We start from the raw sequence: 21813 nt of genomic DNA, 5'->3' as shown, positions 1-21813 counted from the left end.
TAATGGTTGTACAGGTTATATACTAGGTAAGTAACTTTTCCGACTTTCATCGACAACGTTCGACAAATTTATATTAGAATAATGTTGATTATTGTTGAGAAACTTGTTATAATTTAAAACATGTTCTTGCGGGTGTAGTTTAGTGGTAAAACCTCAGCCTTCCAAGCTGATGATGAGGGTTCGATTCCCTTCACCCGCTCCATACATAATAATCGTGTGCAACGCAGTGTTTCGTTTCTTAGATAAACGATGTATTGCGTTTTTTAGTGCAGTAAAATGATAAGTAGGATGCTTTAAGCACCCACTTAAATGACGTTAACCTCAGCTGTACCACCATGTATTTGTGTGAACATATTTGATAATGCTTGTAATAAAGTTAATGCCTCATCCTTTTGAAGTGAAGGCTGAAAATAGATAAGATGAAGTGCTTGAGTTGTGTCTGATGTAACAACTGATCGTTTTGAATCAACATAAGGACTTCCGAAAGCTCCGTGTTGATCAGCGGATACTAGCTTCTTTGTTAAAGACACCTCACGCTCATTAATCGCAATATACGAGTCCTGTTCGGTACCTATTTTAATTACAACATCACCATCGAGATTACTAACATCATAAATACCTAAAGGAATTTTATATTGAAGAGATAAAAAGTTATTCATATCAACTGCTGAGTTTACTGTATGTAAATATTGTTGTTTTTGTACACGACGATATAATGCCTCATTAGATGGGCGGTAACGGTTTGGATCTGTACCAATTGTTTTAAATAATTTTCTCCATTCATTTATTGCTGGGATATCAGAGACTTTTTGATCTGCATAATCAAAGTATAAGGATTCTTGAAACAATCGTAATCGACCCATAAGCATTTGAGGAGAGTCGGAAACCTGTATATCTTGATATTGAACGACTCCGATTTTAAATTCTGGTATTAATTGCTTTAATTCATCACTAATTAGAATTTCCATTATTTTAACCTCCACAATGGTAGTGCTGTTATTTTACCATAGTGAGAGGGTTGAAACGTTAGATCTGCTTGATAAAACAAGAAGGGAGGGAAAGCTATGAATATCGAGCAGTTAAAAAAAGAAGTCATTGAATATAGTAAAGAGATTGGTATAGATAAAATTGGATTTACTAGTGCAACTATGTTTGAAGAACTAAAACAACGGCTCATGACACAGCAGGAGTACGGGTTTCAATCTGGATTTGAGGAGTCAGACATCGAGAAACGGGTCACACCTGTAAAGCTTTTACCGAAGGCAAGTTCAATTATATCAATCGCTCTAGCCTACCCTTCTAAGCTGAAAAATGCTCCTAAAAGTACGAGAGAGGATAGACGGGGAATTTTTTGTCGTGCTTCATGGGGACAGGATTATCATACTGTATTACGTGATAGACTAAGTAAATTAGAGAACTTTTTAAGAGAAAAGGTACCTGATATTCAAATTAAATCGATGGTAGATACAGGTGAACTTTCAGATAGAGCTGTTGCAGAACGTGCAGGAATTGGCTGGAGTGGCAAAAACTGCTCCATAATAACTCCTGAATTTGGTTCTTATGTTTATTTAGGAGAAATGATAACGAATTTTCCTTTCCCTCCTGACAAGCCGATGGAGGATCAATGTGGAAGCTGTACAAAATGCTTAGATGTTTGCCCAACTGGTGCACTTGTTCAGGGGGGGCAGCTTGATTCGTCAAAATGTATTGCATTTTTAACCCAAACAAAAGGGTTTTTACCTGACGAATATCGCTCAAAAATAGGAAACCGTATTTATGGTTGTGATACATGTCAAACGGTTTGCCCGGTTAATAAGGGGAAGGACTTTCATTTTCACGAAGAAATGGAGCCAGATCCAGAAATCGCCAAGCCGAAATTAAAACCACTGCTTAAAATTAGTAATCGGGATTTTAAAGAGAAATATGGTCATATTTCTGGATCGTGGAGAGGGAAAAAGCCATTGCAACGGAATGCGATCTTAGCCCTAGCACATTTTAAGGATACAACTGCACTTCCTGACTTAATCGACTTGATGCACAATGATTCAAGACCCGTAATTCGTGGGACTGCTGCATGGGCAATTGGGAAAATCGCTAATAATATAGATGTTGCAAAAGAACTGCATAAGGCTTACATGACTGAGAAAGATGAAGAAGTGAAGGAAGAGATTAGCAAGGGATTAGCTTTTATTGAGAAAAAATGAGCCCAATTAAATTAAAAGAAGAGATCAATCTTTATTGCAGGAGTTGTTTACAATAAATAGCTTTAAAATATAAAGGCTCAGGTATACAGAAATAGTGTACCTGAGCTTTTATAAATGTTTATGATTTCGATTCCTTTAATAAATCTCTAATTTCTTTTAGGAGCTCTTCTTTAGTATCTACTGGTGGAGCTGCAGCTTCTTCCTTCTTTTTAAATCGATTAAAGAAACGAACGACCAAAAAGATTGAAAAGGCAATGATGAAAAAGTCAATAACTGATTGAATAAACGCTCCATATTTAACTACTGAGTAAGATAGATGGCTAAAATTGATCCCTCCCATAAGCAGTCCAATAATTGGCGTAATAATATCATTTACAAGGGAAGTAACAATTTTACCGAAAGCAGCTCCAATGACAACTGCAACAGCTAAATCTAATACATTTCCTTTTAAAGCAAATTTTTTAAATTCTTGAAACATCTAAGTTCACCTCTAGTATTTAGTAATCCTTAGTATAGTTGTAAAAAAGGGTGAGGACAACCAGACCAATGTTCTATATCCTTTCCTAAATTAATAGTGTCTAAAAACATTTTATCGACATTTCTATTCATCATTTACATACCTTGTAGTAAATATAGGATGGTGGTGAGGACGTTGAAACAAATGCTTTCAGAATTAAATGAACTGAAGCTTCAGATGCTGATTAATAAAAAGATACAAAATAGTTATCGAAATGATCATGAATTTCAGGCGATTGAACGAAAGCTTCTTTCAAGTGAAAATAGGAAAACGGAGGTTGTAAAAGGAAGTGCTCACGTAAGAATTAAGAAGGTGGAAGAACAATCCCAGGATCTAAAGGATGCATTATATATATGTCACTTCAAATGGTTGAATAAACAACAAGATTCTTTTTATTTAGAGGAACGAATCGAGCAGCGTATGGCTCGTTTTTATCGAGATGAGTTAGTTGAGGACAGAATTATTGATAATCATAATAATGAGGTTGAAACCGACATTCAAATTGATGAACCACGAAGCAAGGATTCTTTTATTTATGATCGGCTTGCAGCAGTTCAATATGCAGAGAGATGGTGGAATAGTACCAATTCAATCTATAAAAATTTTGAAGTGAATTGTACGAACTTTATTTCTCAATGTCTCCATGCAGGTGGTGCCTCAATGCGAGGGTATCCAAATCCTTCTTCGGGATGGTGGATGCAAAGTAACAAATGGAGTTATAGTTGGTCTGTAGCAAATGCGATGAGAAATTTTTTCATCCATTCAAAGGCTGGGTTAAGGGCAGAAGTGGTCGATTCTGCTGAACAATTAATGCCAGGTGATGTTATATGTTACGATTTTCAAGGTGATGGTCGTTACGATCACACGACATTTGTTGTAGCAAAGGATCAAGAGAATATGCCACTTGTGAATGCGCAAACTTATAATAGTCGCATGCGTTATTGGTCATATGAAGATTCTACGGCATATACACCAAATATAAAGTACACATTTTTTCGAATCATTGATGATACGAGTTCGAAATAACAATGGTATAATGTTGTAGTAAACACGGGCGCTTGCGCTTTTCTAATAAATAGTTGAGGTGAAAAATTTTGGCTTTACACGTAGTATTATATCAACCAGAAATTCCTGCAAATACAGGGAATATTGCGCGTTCTTGTGCAGCAACAAACACAACTCTTCATTTGATCCGTCCATTAGGTTTCTCTACGGATGATAAAATGTTAAAACGAGCAGGGTTAGATTATTGGGAATATGTAAATGTCGTTTATCATGATTCATTGGACGAATTATTTGAAACTTACGCAGATGGAGAATTTTTCTACTTAACAAAGTTTGGCCAAAAGCCACATACAACATTTGATTATAGTAATGTAGAAAAGGACTTTTTCTTCGTGTTTGGAAGAGAGACAACAGGACTACCTAAGGATTTAATTGAGGAAAATATGGAAAGATGTTTACGTCTGCCAATGACAGAGCATGTTCGCTCGTTGAATCTATCTAATACAGCAGCAATATTAATTTATGAAGCATTAAGACAACAAGAATATCCTGGATTAAAATAAAAAATAGCCCCTTGTACACTATGTACTTGGGGCTGTTTTTTATTTTTTTACGCCTGGCTTGCTATCATATCCTGCAGTGAAAATAGCTGTTAAAAACGCTAAGCTAACGCCAATAACTAATAAAAAGTTCATTGATGTTCCTCCTAAGAATCGTTCAATACTTCTAGTTCAGAAGAATGAAGAATATATGTGTAGAGTACCCTTACATAGCTAGTTTCATTATAACTCATTCGATTTGTGATGTGAATGTGTAACAACTTTTTTCGAAAAAAATATCTATCATATCGTAAGTTGTAGGAAGCTTTTTAACATCTTAGAAGAATGTTAAAGGACATCCTCGCATAAAGTGTATTAATCTGCACGAGTTTTTTACAACTACGACCAATGATGGGGGAGGTCCTTAATGGATATTTTAAAGAAAATTGAAAAGTACAGGGAAGATGAGCAGCGTTTAAAGTGGGAAGGAACCTTCGTAGAGTATTTGGACATTGTTAAGGAAAAGCCTTGGGTTGCACAATCAGCTCATTCCAGGGTTTACAATATGATTAGAGATGCTGGAATTGAAGAAGTCGAAGGTAAGAGAACATATAAGTTCTTTGATCACCAGCTGTATGGGTTAGAAAATGCATTAGAACGATTAGTCGAGGAGTATTTCCATCCTGCGGCAAAAAGGTTAGATGTTAGAAAGCGTATTTTACTATTAATGGGTCCTGTAAGTGGAGGTAAGTCAACACTTGTTACCATGCTCAAAAGGGGATTAGAAAAATACTCGTTATCAGATAGAGGCGCTGTTTATGCGATTAAAGGCTGTCCAATGCATGAAGATCCTTTGCACCTGATTCCACATCATTTACGTGAAGACTTTTATGATGAATATGGGATTCGAATTGAAGGGAATCTTTCACCATTAAATGTGATGCGTTTAGAAGAAGAATATGGCGGAAGAATTGAAGATGTCAGGGTTGAACGTGTATTTCTTTCCGAAGACAAACGTGCAGGGATTGGAACATTTAGTCCATCAGATCCAAAGTCTCAAGATATTGCTGACTTAACAGGAAGCATTGACTTTTCAACGATAGCAGAATATGGATCAGAGTCAGACCCACGTGCATATCGTTTTGATGGTGAGTTAAACAAAGCGAACCGAGGTATGATGGAGTTCCAGGAGATGCTTAAATGTGATGAGAAATTTCTCTGGCATTTGCTTTCATTAACTCAAGAAGGTAATTTCAAGGCAGGTCGTTTTGCATTAATCTCTGCAGATGAATTAATCGTAGCACATACAAATGAAACGGAATATCGTTCATTTATTTCAAATAAAAAGAATGAAGCCCTCCATTCTCGGATTATCGTCATGCCTGTTCCGTATAATTTAAAAGTGACTGAGGAAGAGCGCATTTATGAAAAGATGATAAACGAAAGTGATGTATCAGATGTTCATATTGCACCACACACGTTAAAAGTAGCGGCTATGTTTACGATCTTAACACGTTTGAAAGATCCGAAGCGCGGAGATATTGATCTCGTTAAGAAAATGAGATTATATGATGGAGAGAGCGTCGAAGGTTTTAATTCTGTTGATCTCGTTGAACTTCAAAAAGAATACAATGATGAAGGTATGTCAGGCATTGATCCACGTTATGTCATAAACCGTATTTCATCAACAATTATTCGTAAGGAAGTACCTTCTATTAATGCACTTGATGTATTACGTGCACTTAAAGAAGGCCTTGATCAACATGCATCAATCTCAAATGAGGATCGTGAGAAATACTTAAACTTCATTTCGGTTGCACGTAAGCTATATGACGATATGGCGAAAAAAGAAGTACAAAAAGCTTTTGTCTACTCTTATGAAGAATCAGCAAAAACGCTTATGGATAACTACTTAGATAATGTGGAAGCTTATTGTAATAAAAACAAGCTTCGTGACCCATTAACGGGTGAAGAAATGAATCCAGACGAAAAACTAATGCGTTCAATTGAAGAACAAATAGGTATTTCCGAAAATGCGAAAAAAGCGTTCCGCGAAGAAATTCTTATTCGAATCTCAGCATATGCACGTAAAGGAAAGAGATTTGATTACAACTCACATGAGCGATTACGTGAAGCAATCCAGAAGAAGCTATTTGCTGACTTAAAAGATGTTGTTAAAATTACAACGTCTTCGAAGACACCTGATGAGCAACAGCTTAAGAAAATCAATGAGGTTGTCGCACGTCTAATTGATGAGCATGGGTATAACTCAACCTCTGCTAATGATTTATTGCGTTATGTAGGAAGCTTATTAAATAGATAAAAAAGGGAATGACTTGCTGACAATTTTACGATTGTCAGCTTTTTGTTCCTGTTAAAAGCAATGAAAGAACTCTTGAACATCAGGTGGATGGGGACTTGTCTCATTTTAGATGATTCCATATTTATTTTCTAAATTATTTGTCAATAAATCGATTTCTTAGCATAGGATAGAGTAATCCAATGAAATACAAGACTGATTGGGTACGGAATTTATTCATCCACGTTAATGTATGCTAAAAATTCATGTTATGTGACACTTTTTTTAAAAAAATTATTGGAGGGGGAATTGTTTATATGTCAGGTAAAGAAGAACAAAATTTTGTTATTTCACAAGAAGATTGGACCCTCCATCGTAAAGGCCAGGATGATCAAACACGCCATCAAGAAAAAGTACAAGAAGCGATTCGCAACAACCTTCCAGATCTCATTACAGAAGAAAGTATTGTAATGTCTAATGGGAAGGATGTTGTGAAAATTCCTATTCGTTCACTGGACGAATATAAAATTCGTTATAACTATGATAAGAATAAGCATGTTGGCCAAGGAGATGGAGAAAGTCAAGTCGGCGATGTTGTAGCAAGAGATGGCTCACAGGCAGATGCGAAGGGGCCTGGAAAAGGTCAAGGAGCAGGAGATCAAGCAGGAGAAGATTATTATGAGGCTGAAGTATCTATTTTAGAGCTAGAAGCTGCACTCTTTAAAGAGTTAGAGCTTCCAAATTTAAAGCAAAAGGAACGCGACGATATTGTTATTGAAGATATTGAATTTAATGATATTAGACGTACAGGATTAATGGGTAATATTGATAAAAAACGAACAATGCTAGCAGCATATAAACGTAATGCAATGTCAGGAAAATCAAATTTCCATCCAATTTTTCCTGAGGATTTAAAATATAAAACTTGGAATGAGGTTGTTAAGCCTGAATCAAAGGCTGTTGTAATCGCCATGATGGACACTAGTGGATCAATGGGTCTCTGGGAAAAATATATGGCAAGAAGCTTTTTCTTCTGGATGACAAGATTCTTAAGAACAAAATATGAAAAAGTTGATATCGAGTTTATTGCTCATCACACTGAAGCTAAAGTTGTCACAGAGGAGGATTTCTTCTCAAAAGGTGAGAGTGGTGGAACAATCTGTTCATCTGCATACCGAAAAGCACTTGAGATTATAGAAGAAAAATATAACCCATCACGCTATAATATCTATCCATTCCATTTTTCAGACGGCGATAATTTAACTTCGGATAATGCGAGATGTGTGAAATTAGTCGGGGAACTTATAAAGGTTTCCAATATCTTTGGTTATGGTGAAGTTAATCAGTATAATCGCCACTCAACCTTAATGTCCGCATATAAAAATATCAATGATGAGAAGTTCCGCTACTACATCCTCAAGCAAAAAGCAGATGTTTTCCAAGCAATGAAAAGTTTCTTTAGAAAAGATGATGAGAATAAACTATATGCATAGTTAGAAAAGGCCCTGACTCATTTTATTTTGAGCAGGGCTTTATTTAATTTTTCGGAAATGATGTTGCAAGGGTTAAAAAGGACAAAAGTTTAATCATTGCCTTTCAAAGTAACTCAGAAATATCTTCCTTACAAAAAAGATGATTTTAGGGCATGATAATAAAAAATATTAGGAATAAATAACAAATTATTTTTCTTTATTAACTCCGGAGGTTGGTGTTTTTGGCAACAGAACTATTGATATTAGGAATCCTAATTATTTTAAATGCTTTTTTTGCAGCATCTGAAATCGCCTTGATCTCATTAAACGATAATAAAGTTAGGATAATGGCAGAAAACGGAGATAAAAAGGCGAAAATGCTTTATAGTCTCCTATCAGAACCAAGCCGTTTTTTAGCTACGATTCAAATTGGTATCACACTTGCCGGATTTTTGGCTAGTGCATTTGCAGCAGAAAGCTTTGCAGGAAGGTTAGCAAATACATTGTATGAAATGGGTGTTCCAATCTCTGAGGATTTATTAGGTACTATTTCAGTTATTGTGATTACACTAGTTTTGTCCTATTTTACTTTAGTATTAGGTGAGCTCGTACCTAAGCGACTGGCCTTACAAAAGGCAGAAGCAATCTCAATGTTTGCAGTAATGCCATTAACGATTTTATCTAAAGTATCATCACCATTTGTTAAGTTATTGACTTTATCAACAAACTTTATCGTACGTCTATTTGGTGTAGATCCAAATGCAGATGATGAAAATGTAACGGAAGAAGAAATACGGATGATGGTCGACGTTGGGAAAGAAAGAGGTACCATCCAAGAAACTGAAAAAATGATGATAAATAATATCTTTGAATTAGATAATAAAACAGTATCAGATATTATGACACATCGAACAAATATTATTGCTATTCCCTTTAATTATTCTCTTCTAGAGACTGTACGCTTAGTGAATATTGAAAAATACACAAGGTTTCCGGTCTATGAAGATAAAATCGATCATATTGTTGGGATATTACATGTTAAGGATTTAATTCAGTTTGTTGAAAATTGTGATGAGCAAACTTATAACATTAAAGAATTACTCAGGGAACCCTATTTTGTTTTAGAATCAAAACGGATAGATGAACTGTTTAAAGAGATGCAAATGAATAATATTCATATGGCGATTGCTATTGATGAATATGGGGGAACAGATGGGGTCGTAACGATTGAAGATGTTATTGAAGAGATTGTCGGAAATATCTTTGATGAATATGATGATCGCGGCATAGATGAAGAAGAGATTATAGAGCTTGATGACAAGACCTATCTAATTCCTGGAATGACAAATCTTTATGTTGTGGAAGATTTATTAAATATCAATTTCCCAACGGAAGATTTTGATACATTAAGTGGATTTGTTATTGGACAGTTAGGATTTATCCCTAGCGAGAATGAAAAGCCTGAAGTCGAATTTGAAAACATATTATTTAAAGTAGAAAAAATGGATGATAAACGAATCATGCTTTTGAGAGTTTCAGAATTAGAAAAAGGTGAAATAGAAGAAATTGAATAAATTAATATGCCTGAAACCAACTTCTGATAAATGGAGTTGGTTTTAAGCATTTTTATAGTAAAAACCTTAAGTCATAGGTAAAATGAATATTGACGTAGAAATGAAAGGGGATACATATGACATACACTGCTAATAAAGATCGATATCGTGATATGAAATATAATCGAGTTGGAAATTCTGGTTTATTATTGCCTGCTATTTCATTAGGGTTATGGCATAACTTTGGTGGAGTGGATACGTATGAAAATGGAAGAGCGATGTTGCACAAAGCCTTCGACTTGGGAATTACCCATTTTGATTTAGCAAACAACTATGGACCACCACCAGGTAGTGCAGAAGAAATGTTTGGAAAGATTATAAAAACTGAATTTGCCCCCTATCGGGATGAAATGGTGATTTCAACGAAGGCTGGATACCACATGTGGGATGGACCATATGGTGAATGGGGATCAAAAAAATACCTGATTGCAAGTCTTGACCAAAGCTTAAAACGTATGGGACTAGACTATGTTGATGTGTTTTATTCACATCGTCCTGATCCAAACACTCCGTTGGAAGAAACGATGGGAGCCCTTGACCAGATTGTTCGACAAGGGAAAGCATTATATGTTGGGATTTCAAGCTATGATGCGGTCCAAACAGCTGAAGCAGTAAAAATTTTAAACGACCTTGGAACACCTTTACTAATCCATCAGCCGAGTTATTCCATGTTTAATCGTTGGATTGAAGATGGCTTGCAGGATGTATTATCTGAAAATGGAGTAGGCTCAATCGCATTTTGCCCATTGGAGCAAGGCTTATTAACAAATAAATATATTTCAGGAATTCCATCTGATTCACGAGCAGCCAAAGCAAATACATTCTTAGATAAAGATAGAGTCACAGACCAAGTATTAAATCGTGTAAGACATCTAAATGAGCTTGCTGTAGAAAGAGGACAAAACTTAGCTCAAATGGCATTGGCTTGGGTCCTGCGCGAAAGAAGAGTTACTTCTGCACTAATTGGTGCAAGCAAGGTAAGCCAAATTGAAGAAAATGTTGCTGCATTAAATAACCTTGAATTTACTGCAGAAGAATTAGCGAGAATAGAAGAGATTCTTAAAAATTAATCTAAATCTATAAGATAATTAATAGCTGACTATCATACATAGACTTCAATAGTTTTGAAGATCTAATTGTTTTGGTCAGCTTTTTTGGGTTTTTCTTCATTCTAGTTATAAACTAGCTGAGAGTATGCTAAATTAGCTTGAGAAGAAGATGTTCTTCTACTAAAAAGACGCGATAGATCCCAAAAGGCGAGATAACCTCGCAAAACTACCTTTTGCATTCTTAAAAAAGAAGGGTTATCATTTTCTTATCAGGTGTTTCAGGAGAGGGAATATGAAGGAATTAACATTTAGGTCATATGATCAATTTCAGCAATTTATTGAGCATAAGGTAATGGAAAAGGCAGTCATGAAAGGACTGCAAGATGAAAAACTTGCCACATTTAAAAAGGAATTTAAAGAAAGAGCAAATAAAATGTGGAAAGAAAATGATTGTGATCATTGGATAGAAAAACATGGGTATGTCGTCATTATGGTGTGGAAAGATGAAATAGGCAGAAGGAAAATAGCGAGAGGAAGGCCGAAAAAGCTTGAATCTGATAAGTTTAACCATTCGATTCATGTAAGACTTGATGATGATGCATACGAAAAGCTTAGCCAATATTGCCGAGAAAAAGATATTGATATATCAGAAGCTATAAGGCAATTGATAAGAGAACTGTAGAAGATATTTTTTGAAAAAACACTCCAAAGGTAAAAGTGATTAAATCCCTCCAATGTCGAGTTGAAAAACTATTGACGTTGGGGGATTTTTTTAATTCAACTCATAGCTAAACGGGCGCTTGCGCTTTTTTTCTTAGATCTTTATAGAAATATGGATAATATGTGAATAAAAACCATTTTGCAATAATATTTCAAAAATAATCCTTTTCACTAATTATTTTTTGTGATACATTAAATACTGTAGTTGATAATCAATCTCATTAGTAACAAACCTGCTTAAGAATAAGCACATTTTTTTTCGTGATGGATGATAATGATTATCAAACATAGCCTTTAATCACTTTTAAAGGCAGTTTTAGAAAAGTTAGCACTTGGAATGATAAACGTTTTCAGGTTGTCATGATGAGAATAAACACGTTATGAGGAATACAGATGAGACTATGGATGTTAATAATTGTAACTATAGTCCTGTCATGTGTATCGCTATTTATAGGAGCGATTGATATTAAGGTGAGTGACTTACTGGATTGGGATTCGGATAAAGCACAACTCTTTTTTATCAGTCGAGTGCCACGTTTATTGGCGATTATATTGGCGGGAGCAGGAATGAGTATTGCGGGTTTAATTATGCAGTCTTTAAGTCGAAATAAATTCGTCTCGCCAACGACTGCTGGTACCTTAGATGCAGCAAAACTAGGAATATTAATCTCAATGCTGTTTTTTACGAATACATCGTATATTCAAGAAATTATTTTTTGCTTTGTATTTGCTTTAATGGGTACATTTATTTTCACGCAAATTCTAGATCGTATTAAATTTAAAGATGTTATTTTCGTTCCATTAATTGGGATTATGTACGGGAATATTTTGTCATCTATTACCACGTTTTTTGCATACGAGGCAGACCTTATTCAAAATATTTCTTCATGGTTAATGGGGAGTTTCACATTAGTTATAGCTGGTCGCTATGAGCTCTTATATGTAAGTATACCGGCGGTTATTTTAGCGTATCTTTATGCGAATAAATTTACCGTTGCAGGTATGGGTGAAGATTTTGCAAAAAACTTAGGCTTAAGTTATAAGCTTGTGTTAAATATAGGTCTAATCCTTGTTGCGATCATTTCTACAACTGTCGTATTAACAGTAGGAGTTATTCCGTTTTTAGGTTTAATTGTACCTAATATTGTTTCTCTTTATTTAGGTGATAATTTACGTAAAACAATTCCACATACAGCAGTATTAGGGGTTGCCTTTCTATTAACATGTGACATTATTGGACGTATTATTATTCACCCTTATGAGATTCCAGTTAACGTAACTGTGGCAGTAATTGGTAGTGCGATCTTCTTAATTATGTTATTTAGGGGGAGAGCATATGCGGAAAAATAGTACAAAGTTGATTTTTTTAGGGGTATTAGCAATTATTTGTATTTTGTTATATGGATTCTATGACATAAAAGGTGGTTTTGATTACGCCTTCCCAAGACGTATGATTCGGGTTACGGCAATGGTTATAACAGGGATTGCGATTGCATATGCGACAGTCGTTTTCCAGACAATCACACATAACCGTATTTTAACACCATCTGTAATGGGACTTGACTCAATGTACGAAGTAGTGCAAACGTTAATTTACTTCTTTGCAGGGTCAATGTCAATTTGGGTTTTAAATAGATATCTAAATTTTGGTGTAGCAATTATTGCAATGGTATTATTTGCAATTCTTTTATATCGTTTCTTATTTCGCGCAGATAAGCATCCTATTTATTTACTCCTTTTAATCGGGATGATTATAGGTGCGCTTTTAGGAAGTCTTGTGACATTTTTACAAGTACTGATAGATCCAGTGGAATATTTAAGTCTGCAAACTCGCCTATTCGGTAACTTTACAAACGTAAAAGCTGATTTATTATATATTGCAATCGGAATATTAATCATTGCATTTATTTACGGTTATCTCATTATGGATAAGCTAGATGTTATGTCTCTTGGCCGTGAAAATGCAATTAACCTTGGTGTCAACTATGATCGTATGGTAATGAACATTTTAATTTTATCGTCGGTATTAATCGCGACATCAACAGCTCTTGTTGGCCCAATTACTTTCTTTGGCTTAATCGTGGCGAACCTTTCATATCAATATTTAGTTACATATAAGCACTCTATTTTAATTTTAGGTGCAAGTTTAATAAGTATTATTGCATTAGTAGGTGGTCAGTTCCTTGTTGAACATATTCTTGAATTACGTACAACGCTAAGTGTAATTATTAACTTTATCGGTGGTATTTACTTCATTTATTTATTATTAAAGGAAAGTAGGGCAGCAGGATGATTGAAATCAAGGGGTTAACGAAGCGATTTGGTAAAAAGCCTGTTGTAGAAGACGTATCTGTAACAATTGAGCCGGGGACAATTACATCGTTTATTGGGCCTAATGGTGCCGGTAAATCTACACTTCTTTCTATGGTGAGCCGTTTATTGGATGCAGATACAGGGGAAGTTTTACTTGATCAAAATAATGTAGAAAAATGGAAGTCAGCTGAGTTTGCTAAGCGCGTATCGATATTGAAGCAAGCAAACTACATTAATGTACGATTAAGGGTACGTGAGCTTGTTGCATTTGGTCGCTATCCATATTCAAAAGGACGACTTACAGCAGAAGATGAAAAATTTGTTGATCAAGCAGTTGAATATATGAACTTAACAGAGATGCAGGATATGTTTTTAGATGAATTATCAGGCGGTCAAAAACAACGTGCGTTTATTGCGATGGTTATTGCGCAAGACACGGACTATGTATTACTTGATGAGCCTTTAAATAACTTAGATATGAAGCACTCTGTTCAAATTATGAAGATTTTACGTAAGCTTGTTGATGAGCTTGGCAAAACAGTGATCATTGTACTACACGATATTAACTTCGCGTCTGTTTATTCAGACCGTATTGTCGCGTTGAAAAACGGTAGGCTTGTGAAAAATGGGTTAACGCATGAGATTATTAATTCGGATGCACTGCGAGAAATTTATGATATGGATATTCCAATTCAAGAACAAAATGGATGCCGCATTTGTGTATACTTCAATTCACATACATAGGCTAACTTTAGTAATTAGGTTGACTCGCCAAACTTTGTTGCTTTGTAATAAGTATTGGTAAGGTTGATTGAAGCTTCAGGATGCTCGCTTTCCGTGGGGCGTGCGGTGAGCCTCCTCGACGCTTTGCGTCTGTGGGGTCTCACCTGTCCCGCTGCTCCCACAGGAGTCTCGCATATCCGTTCCAATCAACCTAATCAGTTTTTGTGCATAGTTCCAATCAACCAGTTAAAAACAACAATCTTTTAGAAAAATAGCCATTAATTAAGAAAGCCTAGAGAAAATTTTTTCTTGTATAACTGTTTTCTCTAGGTATTGAATTTAATTAAATAAATTTTCCAGAATGGTATTGACGAGCATAATTTAAGGTTCTATAATGATAATGGTTATCATTGATAATGATTATCAATTGCAATAAAAAATACATATAGATAAGAGGAGAATAAGACACATGAAAAAATGGAATGTAGTTATTGTACTATTAGCTATTATGTTAATGCTTGCTGCTTGTGGTTCCAATGAAGAAGCTTCAACAGAAGAACAAAAAGAAACGACTGCAGCAGAAGGTAAAGCTACAGAAACTGATGGAGCTACAGATGAGGAAGGTCCTGTTTATCCAATGACTGTATCTCCAACAATTGCTTCAACTGAAAGCGAAGAAAAAGGTACAATTAGCTTTGAAGATGTTAAATTCGAGAAGATGCCAGAAAAAATTGTAGTATTTGATTATGGTATGTTAGATACATTGAATACCCTTGGTGTTGAGGGGATCGTTGGGGTTGCTAAAGACTCAAGCTTACCATCTCACCTTGAAGAGTATGCAAGTGATGAGTATGCAAACATTGGTAACTTAAAAACTCCATTACTTGAAGATATCGCAGCACTTGAACCAGACGTAATCTTCATTTCTGGTCGCCAATCTGCATTCTATGAGGAATTAAAAGAAATTGCTCCTGTAGTATTCGTTGGTACTCAAGAAGACGATTATTGGAACACATTCTTAGCTTCTGTAGATACCGCAGCTAAAATGTTCGGTAAAGAAGCTGAAGCTGATGAGTACCTTGCAAAATTTGATTCAGCTTTAGAAGAAATCAAAGCATTAGGTGGTAACTATGAAACTTCATTAGTTACTATGTATAACGAAGGTAACTTATCTGGTTTCGCTAAAGAATCTCGTTTCGGTTACATTTATGATATTTATGGCTTCAAACCTGTAACGGAAGATATCGAAGCTTCTTCTCACGGTTCAAACTTTGGATTTGAAGCAATTTTAGAATTTGATCCACAAGTATTATTCGTAATTGACCGTACAGCAGCAACTAATGGTAACGAATCTAACATTGAAGCTGACATGGAAAACGATATTATTAAACAAACGACAGCTTACAAAAACAAACAAATCGTATATTTAGATGGTCCACTTTGGTACTTAAGTGGCGGCGGTTTACAATCTGAGCTTGCAAAAATTGAAGAAGTATTAGCTGAATTAGGTAAATAACTTGTATAAAGGCTGTCCAGAAAGTCAGTATTAACTGACTCGCTGGCAGCCTTTTTTTATTCTATTCTTTTCATACTTTGTTGATTGGAGCGGACGTCTGCAGCGGAAATCAACAACCAAGTTTAACAGGAATTCTAAAAAGTGCATTGTGTTTTTTGAATGATTATTCCTTTTTAACAAATAATATCAAGCATCATATTATTTTGTGTAAAGGGGAACATCATCATGCTTAAGTATAATAAACAAACAAAATGTATAGAAAGAGTTGAATCATTTACAATCCCTAACACTGACGAGATTATTTGGTTTCATATTGAAAATAAGTCGTATCAAAAAACACTTGATACAATAACTGAACAGTTAAAGATACATCCTTTAGCAAAGCGGTTTATGGAAGAGTTTAGTGATCTTCCAAAAGTAAATATATTTAAGAATGAAGCTGTTATCTCAGTATTTTCAATTGAAGAGGACTTTCAGCCTGTAAAAATAAACATACTTGTCGGTACTAATTTCATCATTACACGTGAGCAAGATAGTAATCTTCACTTACTTTCAGAAATTATAAAACACTTTGAAGAAAACCCAGAACATATGTCCCATACTGGTTATATTTTGTATCGAATCATAGACAAAGTATCAATCGAGTTTCTTCGTGCAGTTGATGAAATTGCCGATGAAATTCAAGCTTTAGAAAAAAGTGTATTTAAAGATCCATTTGAAAATAAGATTGGCAAAAATGCTTACCGCTGGAAAGCAAAATTACATGATTTAAGGCAAATTATTGAACCTCAAGAAGACGTTATTAAATCAATTGGTCAGTCAGAATTTCCTTATATTAATGAAGATTCAGGGTTCTATTTTCAGGACTTACAACATAATTATGCTCGGATCATTAGTGCCTTTGATACGTTTATAGAAAATATGGCAAGCATTTTCAACCTGCAGCTTTCATTAAAATCAGATCATACAAACACAATTATGAAGACATTAACGCTTGTAAGTGTGATTTTTATTCCAATGACCTTTATTGCCGGATTATATGGGATGAATTTTGAATACATACCTGAATTGAAATGGGATTATGGATATTTATATGTACTTTTGTTAATTTTTGGTTTGGGGATTGGGATTGCTTTGTATTTTAGAAATAAAGGTTGGTGGGGAAAAAAGGGTGAATCTGAGAAAACAAAATGATCATGATAAGGATTATTCAGATTGTGGGTTGGTGTATGTCTTATTAGTCCCAACCTTGTTTTCGGTTTTCTAACTTATAAAATAGCTTCTCAATAGTACATTTGTACCTCGAGGTGTAATTTTCAGATATGAAACAATAAATATACTTATCTGTTAATGTAATATATCGAACTTTCGTTCTATACCACATATATCCCATATGTTATAATGTGAAAAAATGCTTGGAGTGATTTCTATTTTTAATCTAGAGGATATATTCAAAGATGGTAGCTCCTCTTTTTTAGAAAAGGAACAGAGGAGATTAACAGAATTATATAGTCTTAATCTCATTGGTACTCCAGAGGAAAAATCATTTGATCAAATAACAAATTTGGCAAGTAGGCTTTTTGGAGTGCAAATATCTCTTATAACATTAATAACCGAGGATAAACAATGGTTTAAATCTTGTGTTGGGCTTCCAGACAATTTGAAGGAATCGCGCTCAACTGAACGAAGTGCTGCATTTTGTCATTGTGTAGTTGCTGATGGGAACCCATTAGTTGTTCAGGATTCGTCATTGGATGAGAGATTTATTAATAATCGCTTTGTAAAAGAATATAATATTCGCTTTTACGCAGGTGCTCCTATTATTACGAAAAATAATAATGTTTTAGGTTCATTATGTATTATAGATACAAAGCCTCGTTTATTTAGTGAAGAGGAGTTAAACACATTAATCGATTTAAGCAACTGGGTAAAGGCAGAAATAGAACTAAAAGCTGATTTAATTGAGAGAACAATTAGTGAACAATCCATTCGAACTCTTTATGAGGTGACAAGTAATAATGAGTTAAGTTTTCAAGATAAGTTAAGAAACCTTTTGATATTAGGATGCGAGCGATTTAATTTCCCTAATGGTGTTGTTTCACGGATAAAGAATAACCAATATGAGGTTCTTGAAGCAATTGGTGCATCAGGAGATTTCTTAAAGCAAGGGGATCTAATTCCGCTAACAGATACGTGTTCATCAAATGTAGCTGCTTCTTTAGAGCCGGTCCATATAAAAGATTCATATAATCAATACACGGTTAATGGGTTTAAGATAGACGAATATATAGGAGCACCTATATTTGTAAATAAACAATTTTACGGGACGTTTTGTTTTATATCAGGAAGTCATGATGTACGAACGATAACTTACTCAGATTTAGAGTTTTTACAATTAATGGCACAGTGGATTGGGAATGAACTAGAACGATTACAATCTGAAACAAAACTAAAAGAAAGTCAGGAACGTTTGCAGCAAATTGCTAATAATATTAAGGAAGCATTTTGGATGTTTGATATAAAAGAGGAAAAACTCCTATATATGAGTTCAGCATGGTTTGATATTTCTGGAATGACTTTTGAAAATTTTAATCAAAATCCTACGTTGTGGCTAAATGCTATTCATCCTGATGATCTTGAATATACAGTCAATCGTTTTAAAGATATAAAAGAAAGTGGAGAATTTGATTATCGGTTGTTTCATACAAATGGAACGATTCGTTGGATTCGTAATCGAATTGTACCAATTTTTAATAAAGAAGGAATAATCTCTAAAATAGTTGGAGTTGCAGAAGATATTACCGATTCTAAAATAAATGAAGAATTACTACGAAAATCCGATAAGCTTGCAGCGGTTGGACAATTAGCAGCCAGTATTGCTCATGAAATTAGAAATCCATTAACTAGTATTAAAGGATTTATGCAATTAATAAATAATGAACAATGTTCATTTAAAGAGATATTAATATCAGAGTTTAATCAAATTGAAAATTTCATTAATGAAATTCTCATGCTTGCAAATCCTCATCATGAAACAACTTATGAGAAAAAGCCTATTGATAAGTTAGTACAAGAAGTTGTGAATACAATAAAAGGACAAGCCAACTTACATGATATCCAGTTTTCCTTAAAAATGAATGATGAAACAATAACCATTCTTTGTGATGGGAATCAGATTAAACAGGCATTCCAAAATATTATTGAAAATGCAGTTGAGGCGATGCCTGATGGTGGGTTGGTATCTATTGAAATTGGAACGGAATTGGAACAGTTTGTGTATGTCTTAGTTGAAGACCAAGGTATAGGAATCACAAAGGAAAGACTAACGAAATTAGGGGAGCCTTTTTACTCCAATAAAGAAAAAGGCAGTGGTTTAGGATTAATGATAAGCTATAATATTATACAAAATCATCAAGGTAGAATTGAATTTACTAGTCAGCTCAACAAGGGAACAAAGGTGAAAGTTTTATTACCAATAGAATGTTAAATTATTTAAAGACAAGTCCCTCTTAATTATTTTGAGAGGGGTTTTTTGCACGCTTTTGAGCATATGTACGATGTTTTAATGTAGCCTATCTCACGTTTAATAAGGTCAGAGTAGCTTAAATAAACGTTCGTTTAAATGAATATTGGCTAAGAAACATCAAATACTAGAAGAAAAAGTGACTTTTGGAGGCATGTATGAATACGCTGATAATCCTGGTACATCCTTGTGAGGATAGCTTTAATCATGCTATATGCGATAAAGTGAAAAATCATCTAATACATAAAAACTACGAGGTTAAAGTAAGGGATTTGTACAAACTGAAATTTAATCCTATTTTAACAGAGGACAATCATACAAGCTTTTACCAAACGAAACTTCCTAAAGAAATTCAACTAGAACAGAATGAGATATCTTGGGCGGAAAATCTAATTTTTATTTTCCCTTCCTGGTGGTGTGGTATGCCTGCGATGATGAAAGGGTATTTTGATCGTGTATTTACAAATGGATTCGCTTTTAGATTTGATAAAAGTGAAGTGGATGGACTTCTTAAAGGCAAGAAGGCAGTTATTTTTCAGACAACTAGCCAAACTGAGGAGTTTATGAAGCCTAATCAACTTGTTTCATCAATGGAAACAGCTATGGATGTTGGAATTTTTGATTACTGTGGAATTGATATTATCACCCATAAATTCTTCTTCTCTGTTCCCTATATTGATAAAGAATCAAGAGAAAAGATGTTAAAAGAAGCAGAAGGTATTGTTGATACTTTATAAATAAAGTGGGGGACTGTCCCCTATTTACAAAATTTTAACAATTAAAGGTGTAAATCTATGTACTCTGTTAATATTGGTGATTATAGCTGTGATATAATGAACCTATTAATAGAGGAAAGAGTGGAAGGTAATGAAGAAGCTATCATATTTATTGATTGTTGTTGGTCTTTGTATAGTTGCTTATGCTGTATGGGAAATTGCTGATACAAAGATGCAAACTTCTAAGTCTTTAGATGAGGCAAAAGCTATTGTTGAATCTCCACCTAGTAAAGAAGTGTATAAAGAAGAGGACGGGACATTTAAACCACCAATAGGTGAAGCTGTCGGTATTTTACAAATCCCAAGATTGAATGCTGATTTACCTATTGTTGAAGGAACGGATCCCGATGATCTTGAAAAAGGGGTTGGGCACTACAAAGGCAGCTATTACCCTGATGAAAAGGGCCAAATTGTCTTGTCCGGGCATCGTGACACGGTGTTTCGTAAGGCGGGAGAACTTGAAATAGGAGACTCACTTGAAATAGTCCTACCATACGGCAACTTTGAATATGAAATTACTGAAACGAAAATCGTAGAGTCTGATGATTTAAGCATCATTACTCTGCAAAACGAAACAGAAGAGCTTCTCCTCACAACATGTTATCCATTCAGCTACGTCGGAAATGCTCCACAACGATATATTATTTATGCTAAAAAGAAGACAGTTTAATACGCTGTAAAAATATAATCAGCCTGAGTCCGATTTGATATGGACTTAGGCTGATTGTTTTAATGGATAAAAAAAGCCCTTAACTAGCATGTAATGAAGATTGCTCAAGTGAAATCTTCTTTCGATAAACAATTTTTGATAGTGTAATACTAAATTCGTATAGCAGCAACAAAGGCACAATAACTAAAATATCAGATATAAAATCAGGCGGTGTTATAAAAACGGATATCACAATTAAGATAAAATAAGAAATCTTTCTTGTCTTTGCAAGCTTTTGTGGATTAATAATACCTAGTCTTGTTAAAAACATTATGACTGCTGGCATCTCAAATAAAAATCCAAAAGGTAATGTAAGGTTAATCATAAAGCGAAAGTATTTATCAACAGTAAAAAATGTTTCAAATTGATTTCCTGCTAGACTTTGTAAGAAGCCTAATACGATTGGGAATAATAAAAAATAACCGAAGGCAATTCCTGAAATAAATAATATAAAAATTCCTGGGATAAATGCTAAAGTTACACGTTGTTCCTCTTTCTTTAATCCAGGTTTGACAAATAACCATACTTGAAAAGCAGCAACAGGAATAGTTAGTGTAATTGCGCTAAATCCAGCAATCGCCATATACACCCAAAGGATATCTCCAGGACCTAATATTGCTAATTTATCATCTAGGTCTTTTACTAAGAAGTCATGAATATCCTTTACGAAAATAAAGGAGACAAGCAGAAAAATAATAAAGGAAGTCAGGGTAATAATGATTCGCTTTCGCAATTCTCCTAAATGTTCAATAACGTTTTTTTCTGTTAAATCCATATGTAGAGCTCCTTTCTGAAAAAGAAAACAAAAACACCAAGTTTTAAACTTTATAAGTGA

At 34.6% G+C, this 21813-nt stretch carries 19 protein-coding genes and 1 tRNA gene; 17 read left to right on the top strand and 3 right to left on the bottom strand.

Annotated features, from left to right (window positions below; genetic code table 11):
• The first annotated feature begins 128 nt into the window (after positions 1 to 128).
• Positions 129 to 202 (top strand) — tRNA-Gly (locus tag WCV66_RS00390).
• A gap of 103 nt (positions 203 to 305) precedes the next feature.
• Here WCV66_RS00390 and WCV66_RS00385 read toward each other — a convergent pair.
• Positions 306 to 968 (bottom strand): B3/4 domain-containing protein, encoded by a 663-nt coding sequence (locus WCV66_RS00385; protein WP_066337273.1) that lies wholly within the window; start codon positions 966 to 968, stop codon positions 306 to 308.
• Positions 969 to 1064: 96 nt separating this feature from the next.
• On the opposite strand from WCV66_RS00385, the gene queG reads away from it, so the two are divergent.
• Positions 1065 to 2204 (top strand): tRNA epoxyqueuosine(34) reductase QueG, encoded by a 1140-nt coding sequence (queG, locus tag WCV66_RS00380; protein ID WP_338787585.1) that lies wholly within the window; start codon positions 1065 to 1067, stop codon positions 2202 to 2204.
• Between the two features lie 118 nt (positions 2205 to 2322).
• On the opposite strand, the gene mscL is transcribed toward queG, so the two are convergent.
• On the bottom strand, positions 2323 to 2682 hold the full coding sequence (mscL, locus tag WCV66_RS00375; RefSeq protein ID WP_338787584.1) for a large-conductance mechanosensitive channel protein MscL: 360 nt from the start codon (positions 2680 to 2682) through the stop codon (positions 2323 to 2325).
• A gap of 174 nt (positions 2683 to 2856) precedes the next feature.
• On the opposite strand from mscL, the gene WCV66_RS00370 reads away from it, so the two are divergent.
• From WCV66_RS00370 to WCV66_RS00300, 15 genes are all read left to right on the top strand, one after another.
• Positions 2857 to 3747 (top strand): amidase domain-containing protein, encoded by an 891-nt coding sequence (locus WCV66_RS00370; RefSeq protein ID WP_338787583.1) that lies wholly within the window; start codon positions 2857 to 2859, stop codon positions 3745 to 3747.
• Positions 3748 to 3815: 68 nt separating this feature from the next.
• Positions 3816 to 4289 (top strand): tRNA (uridine(34)/cytosine(34)/5-carboxymethylaminomethyluridine(34)-2'-O)-methyltransferase TrmL, encoded by a 474-nt coding sequence (trmL, locus tag WCV66_RS00365; RefSeq protein ID WP_338787582.1) that lies wholly within the window; start codon positions 3816 to 3818, stop codon positions 4287 to 4289.
• A gap of 403 nt (positions 4290 to 4692) precedes the next feature.
• A complete protein-coding gene (locus tag WCV66_RS00360; protein ID WP_066337259.1) occupies positions 4693 to 6588 on the top strand; it encodes a PrkA family serine protein kinase in 1896 nt (631 codons plus the stop codon).
• A gap of 293 nt (positions 6589 to 6881) precedes the next feature.
• A complete protein-coding gene (gene yhbH / locus WCV66_RS00355) occupies positions 6882 to 8057 on the top strand; it encodes a sporulation protein YhbH (protein ID WP_066337258.1) in 1176 nt (391 codons plus the stop codon).
• 221 nt (positions 8058 to 8278) lie between these two features.
• Positions 8279 to 9610, top strand: a complete 1332-nt coding sequence (locus WCV66_RS00350; protein WP_066337256.1) for a hemolysin family protein — start codon at positions 8279 to 8281, stop codon at positions 9608 to 9610.
• A 116-nt stretch (positions 9611 to 9726) separates the two neighbouring features.
• Positions 9727 to 10719, top strand: coding sequence for an L-glyceraldehyde 3-phosphate reductase (mgrA, locus tag WCV66_RS00345; protein WP_338787580.1), 993 nt, complete (start codon positions 9727 to 9729; stop codon positions 10717 to 10719).
• Positions 10720 to 10990: 271 nt separating this feature from the next.
• Positions 10991 to 11380, top strand: coding sequence for a ribbon-helix-helix protein, CopG family (locus WCV66_RS00340; RefSeq protein WP_338787579.1), 390 nt, complete (start codon positions 10991 to 10993; stop codon positions 11378 to 11380).
• Positions 11381 to 11811: 431 nt separating this feature from the next.
• Positions 11812 to 12768 (top strand): ABC transporter permease, encoded by a 957-nt coding sequence (locus tag WCV66_RS00335; RefSeq protein ID WP_066337247.1) that lies wholly within the window; start codon positions 11812 to 11814, stop codon positions 12766 to 12768.
• Positions 12755 to 13711 carry an iron chelate uptake ABC transporter family permease subunit gene (locus WCV66_RS00330; protein WP_338787577.1) on the top strand — a complete coding sequence of 319 codons (957 nt, stop codon included), beginning with the start codon at positions 12755 to 12757 and terminating at the stop codon, positions 13709 to 13711. Before WCV66_RS00335 ends, WCV66_RS00330 begins: the two co-directional genes overlap by 14 nt.
• Positions 13708 to 14475 (top strand): ABC transporter ATP-binding protein, encoded by a 768-nt coding sequence (locus WCV66_RS00325; RefSeq protein ID WP_338787576.1) that lies wholly within the window; start codon positions 13708 to 13710, stop codon positions 14473 to 14475. Before WCV66_RS00330 ends, WCV66_RS00325 begins: the two co-directional genes overlap by 4 nt.
• Positions 14476 to 14923: 448 nt before the next feature.
• Positions 14924 to 15970 (top strand): siderophore ABC transporter substrate-binding protein, encoded by a 1047-nt coding sequence (locus WCV66_RS00320; protein WP_338787575.1) that lies wholly within the window; start codon positions 14924 to 14926, stop codon positions 15968 to 15970.
• A gap of 225 nt (positions 15971 to 16195) precedes the next feature.
• Positions 16196 to 17164 carry a magnesium transporter CorA family protein gene (locus WCV66_RS00315; protein ID WP_338787574.1) on the top strand — a complete coding sequence of 323 codons (969 nt, stop codon included), beginning with the start codon at positions 16196 to 16198 and terminating at the stop codon, positions 17162 to 17164.
• A gap of 217 nt (positions 17165 to 17381) precedes the next feature.
• Complete coding sequence (locus WCV66_RS00310) at positions 17382 to 19457, top strand: GAF domain-containing protein (protein WP_338787573.1); 2076 nt, start codon at positions 17382 to 17384, stop codon at positions 19455 to 19457.
• A gap of 194 nt (positions 19458 to 19651) precedes the next feature.
• Positions 19652 to 20230 (top strand): NAD(P)H-dependent oxidoreductase, encoded by a 579-nt coding sequence (locus WCV66_RS00305; protein WP_338787572.1) that lies wholly within the window; start codon positions 19652 to 19654, stop codon positions 20228 to 20230.
• Between the two features lie 130 nt (positions 20231 to 20360).
• Complete coding sequence (locus WCV66_RS00300) at positions 20361 to 20939, top strand: class D sortase (RefSeq protein ID WP_338787571.1); 579 nt, start codon at positions 20361 to 20363, stop codon at positions 20937 to 20939.
• Positions 20940 to 21018: 79 nt separating this feature from the next.
• Here the strand turns inward: WCV66_RS00300 and tatC are convergent, their stop codons facing one another.
• On the bottom strand, positions 21019 to 21753 hold the full coding sequence (gene tatC, locus WCV66_RS00295; RefSeq protein WP_066337225.1) for a twin-arginine translocase subunit TatC: 735 nt from the start codon (positions 21751 to 21753) through the stop codon (positions 21019 to 21021).
• Between the last annotated feature and the right edge of the window lie 60 nt (positions 21754 to 21813).

Source organism: Metabacillus rhizosphaerae (genome assembly GCF_037201795.1).
GTDB lineage: Bacteria > Bacillota > Bacilli > Bacillales > Bacillaceae > Metabacillus > Metabacillus rhizosphaerae.
The sequence above is the reverse complement of the archived record's forward strand: the minus strand, read 5'-3'. Positions and strand labels throughout refer to the sequence as shown.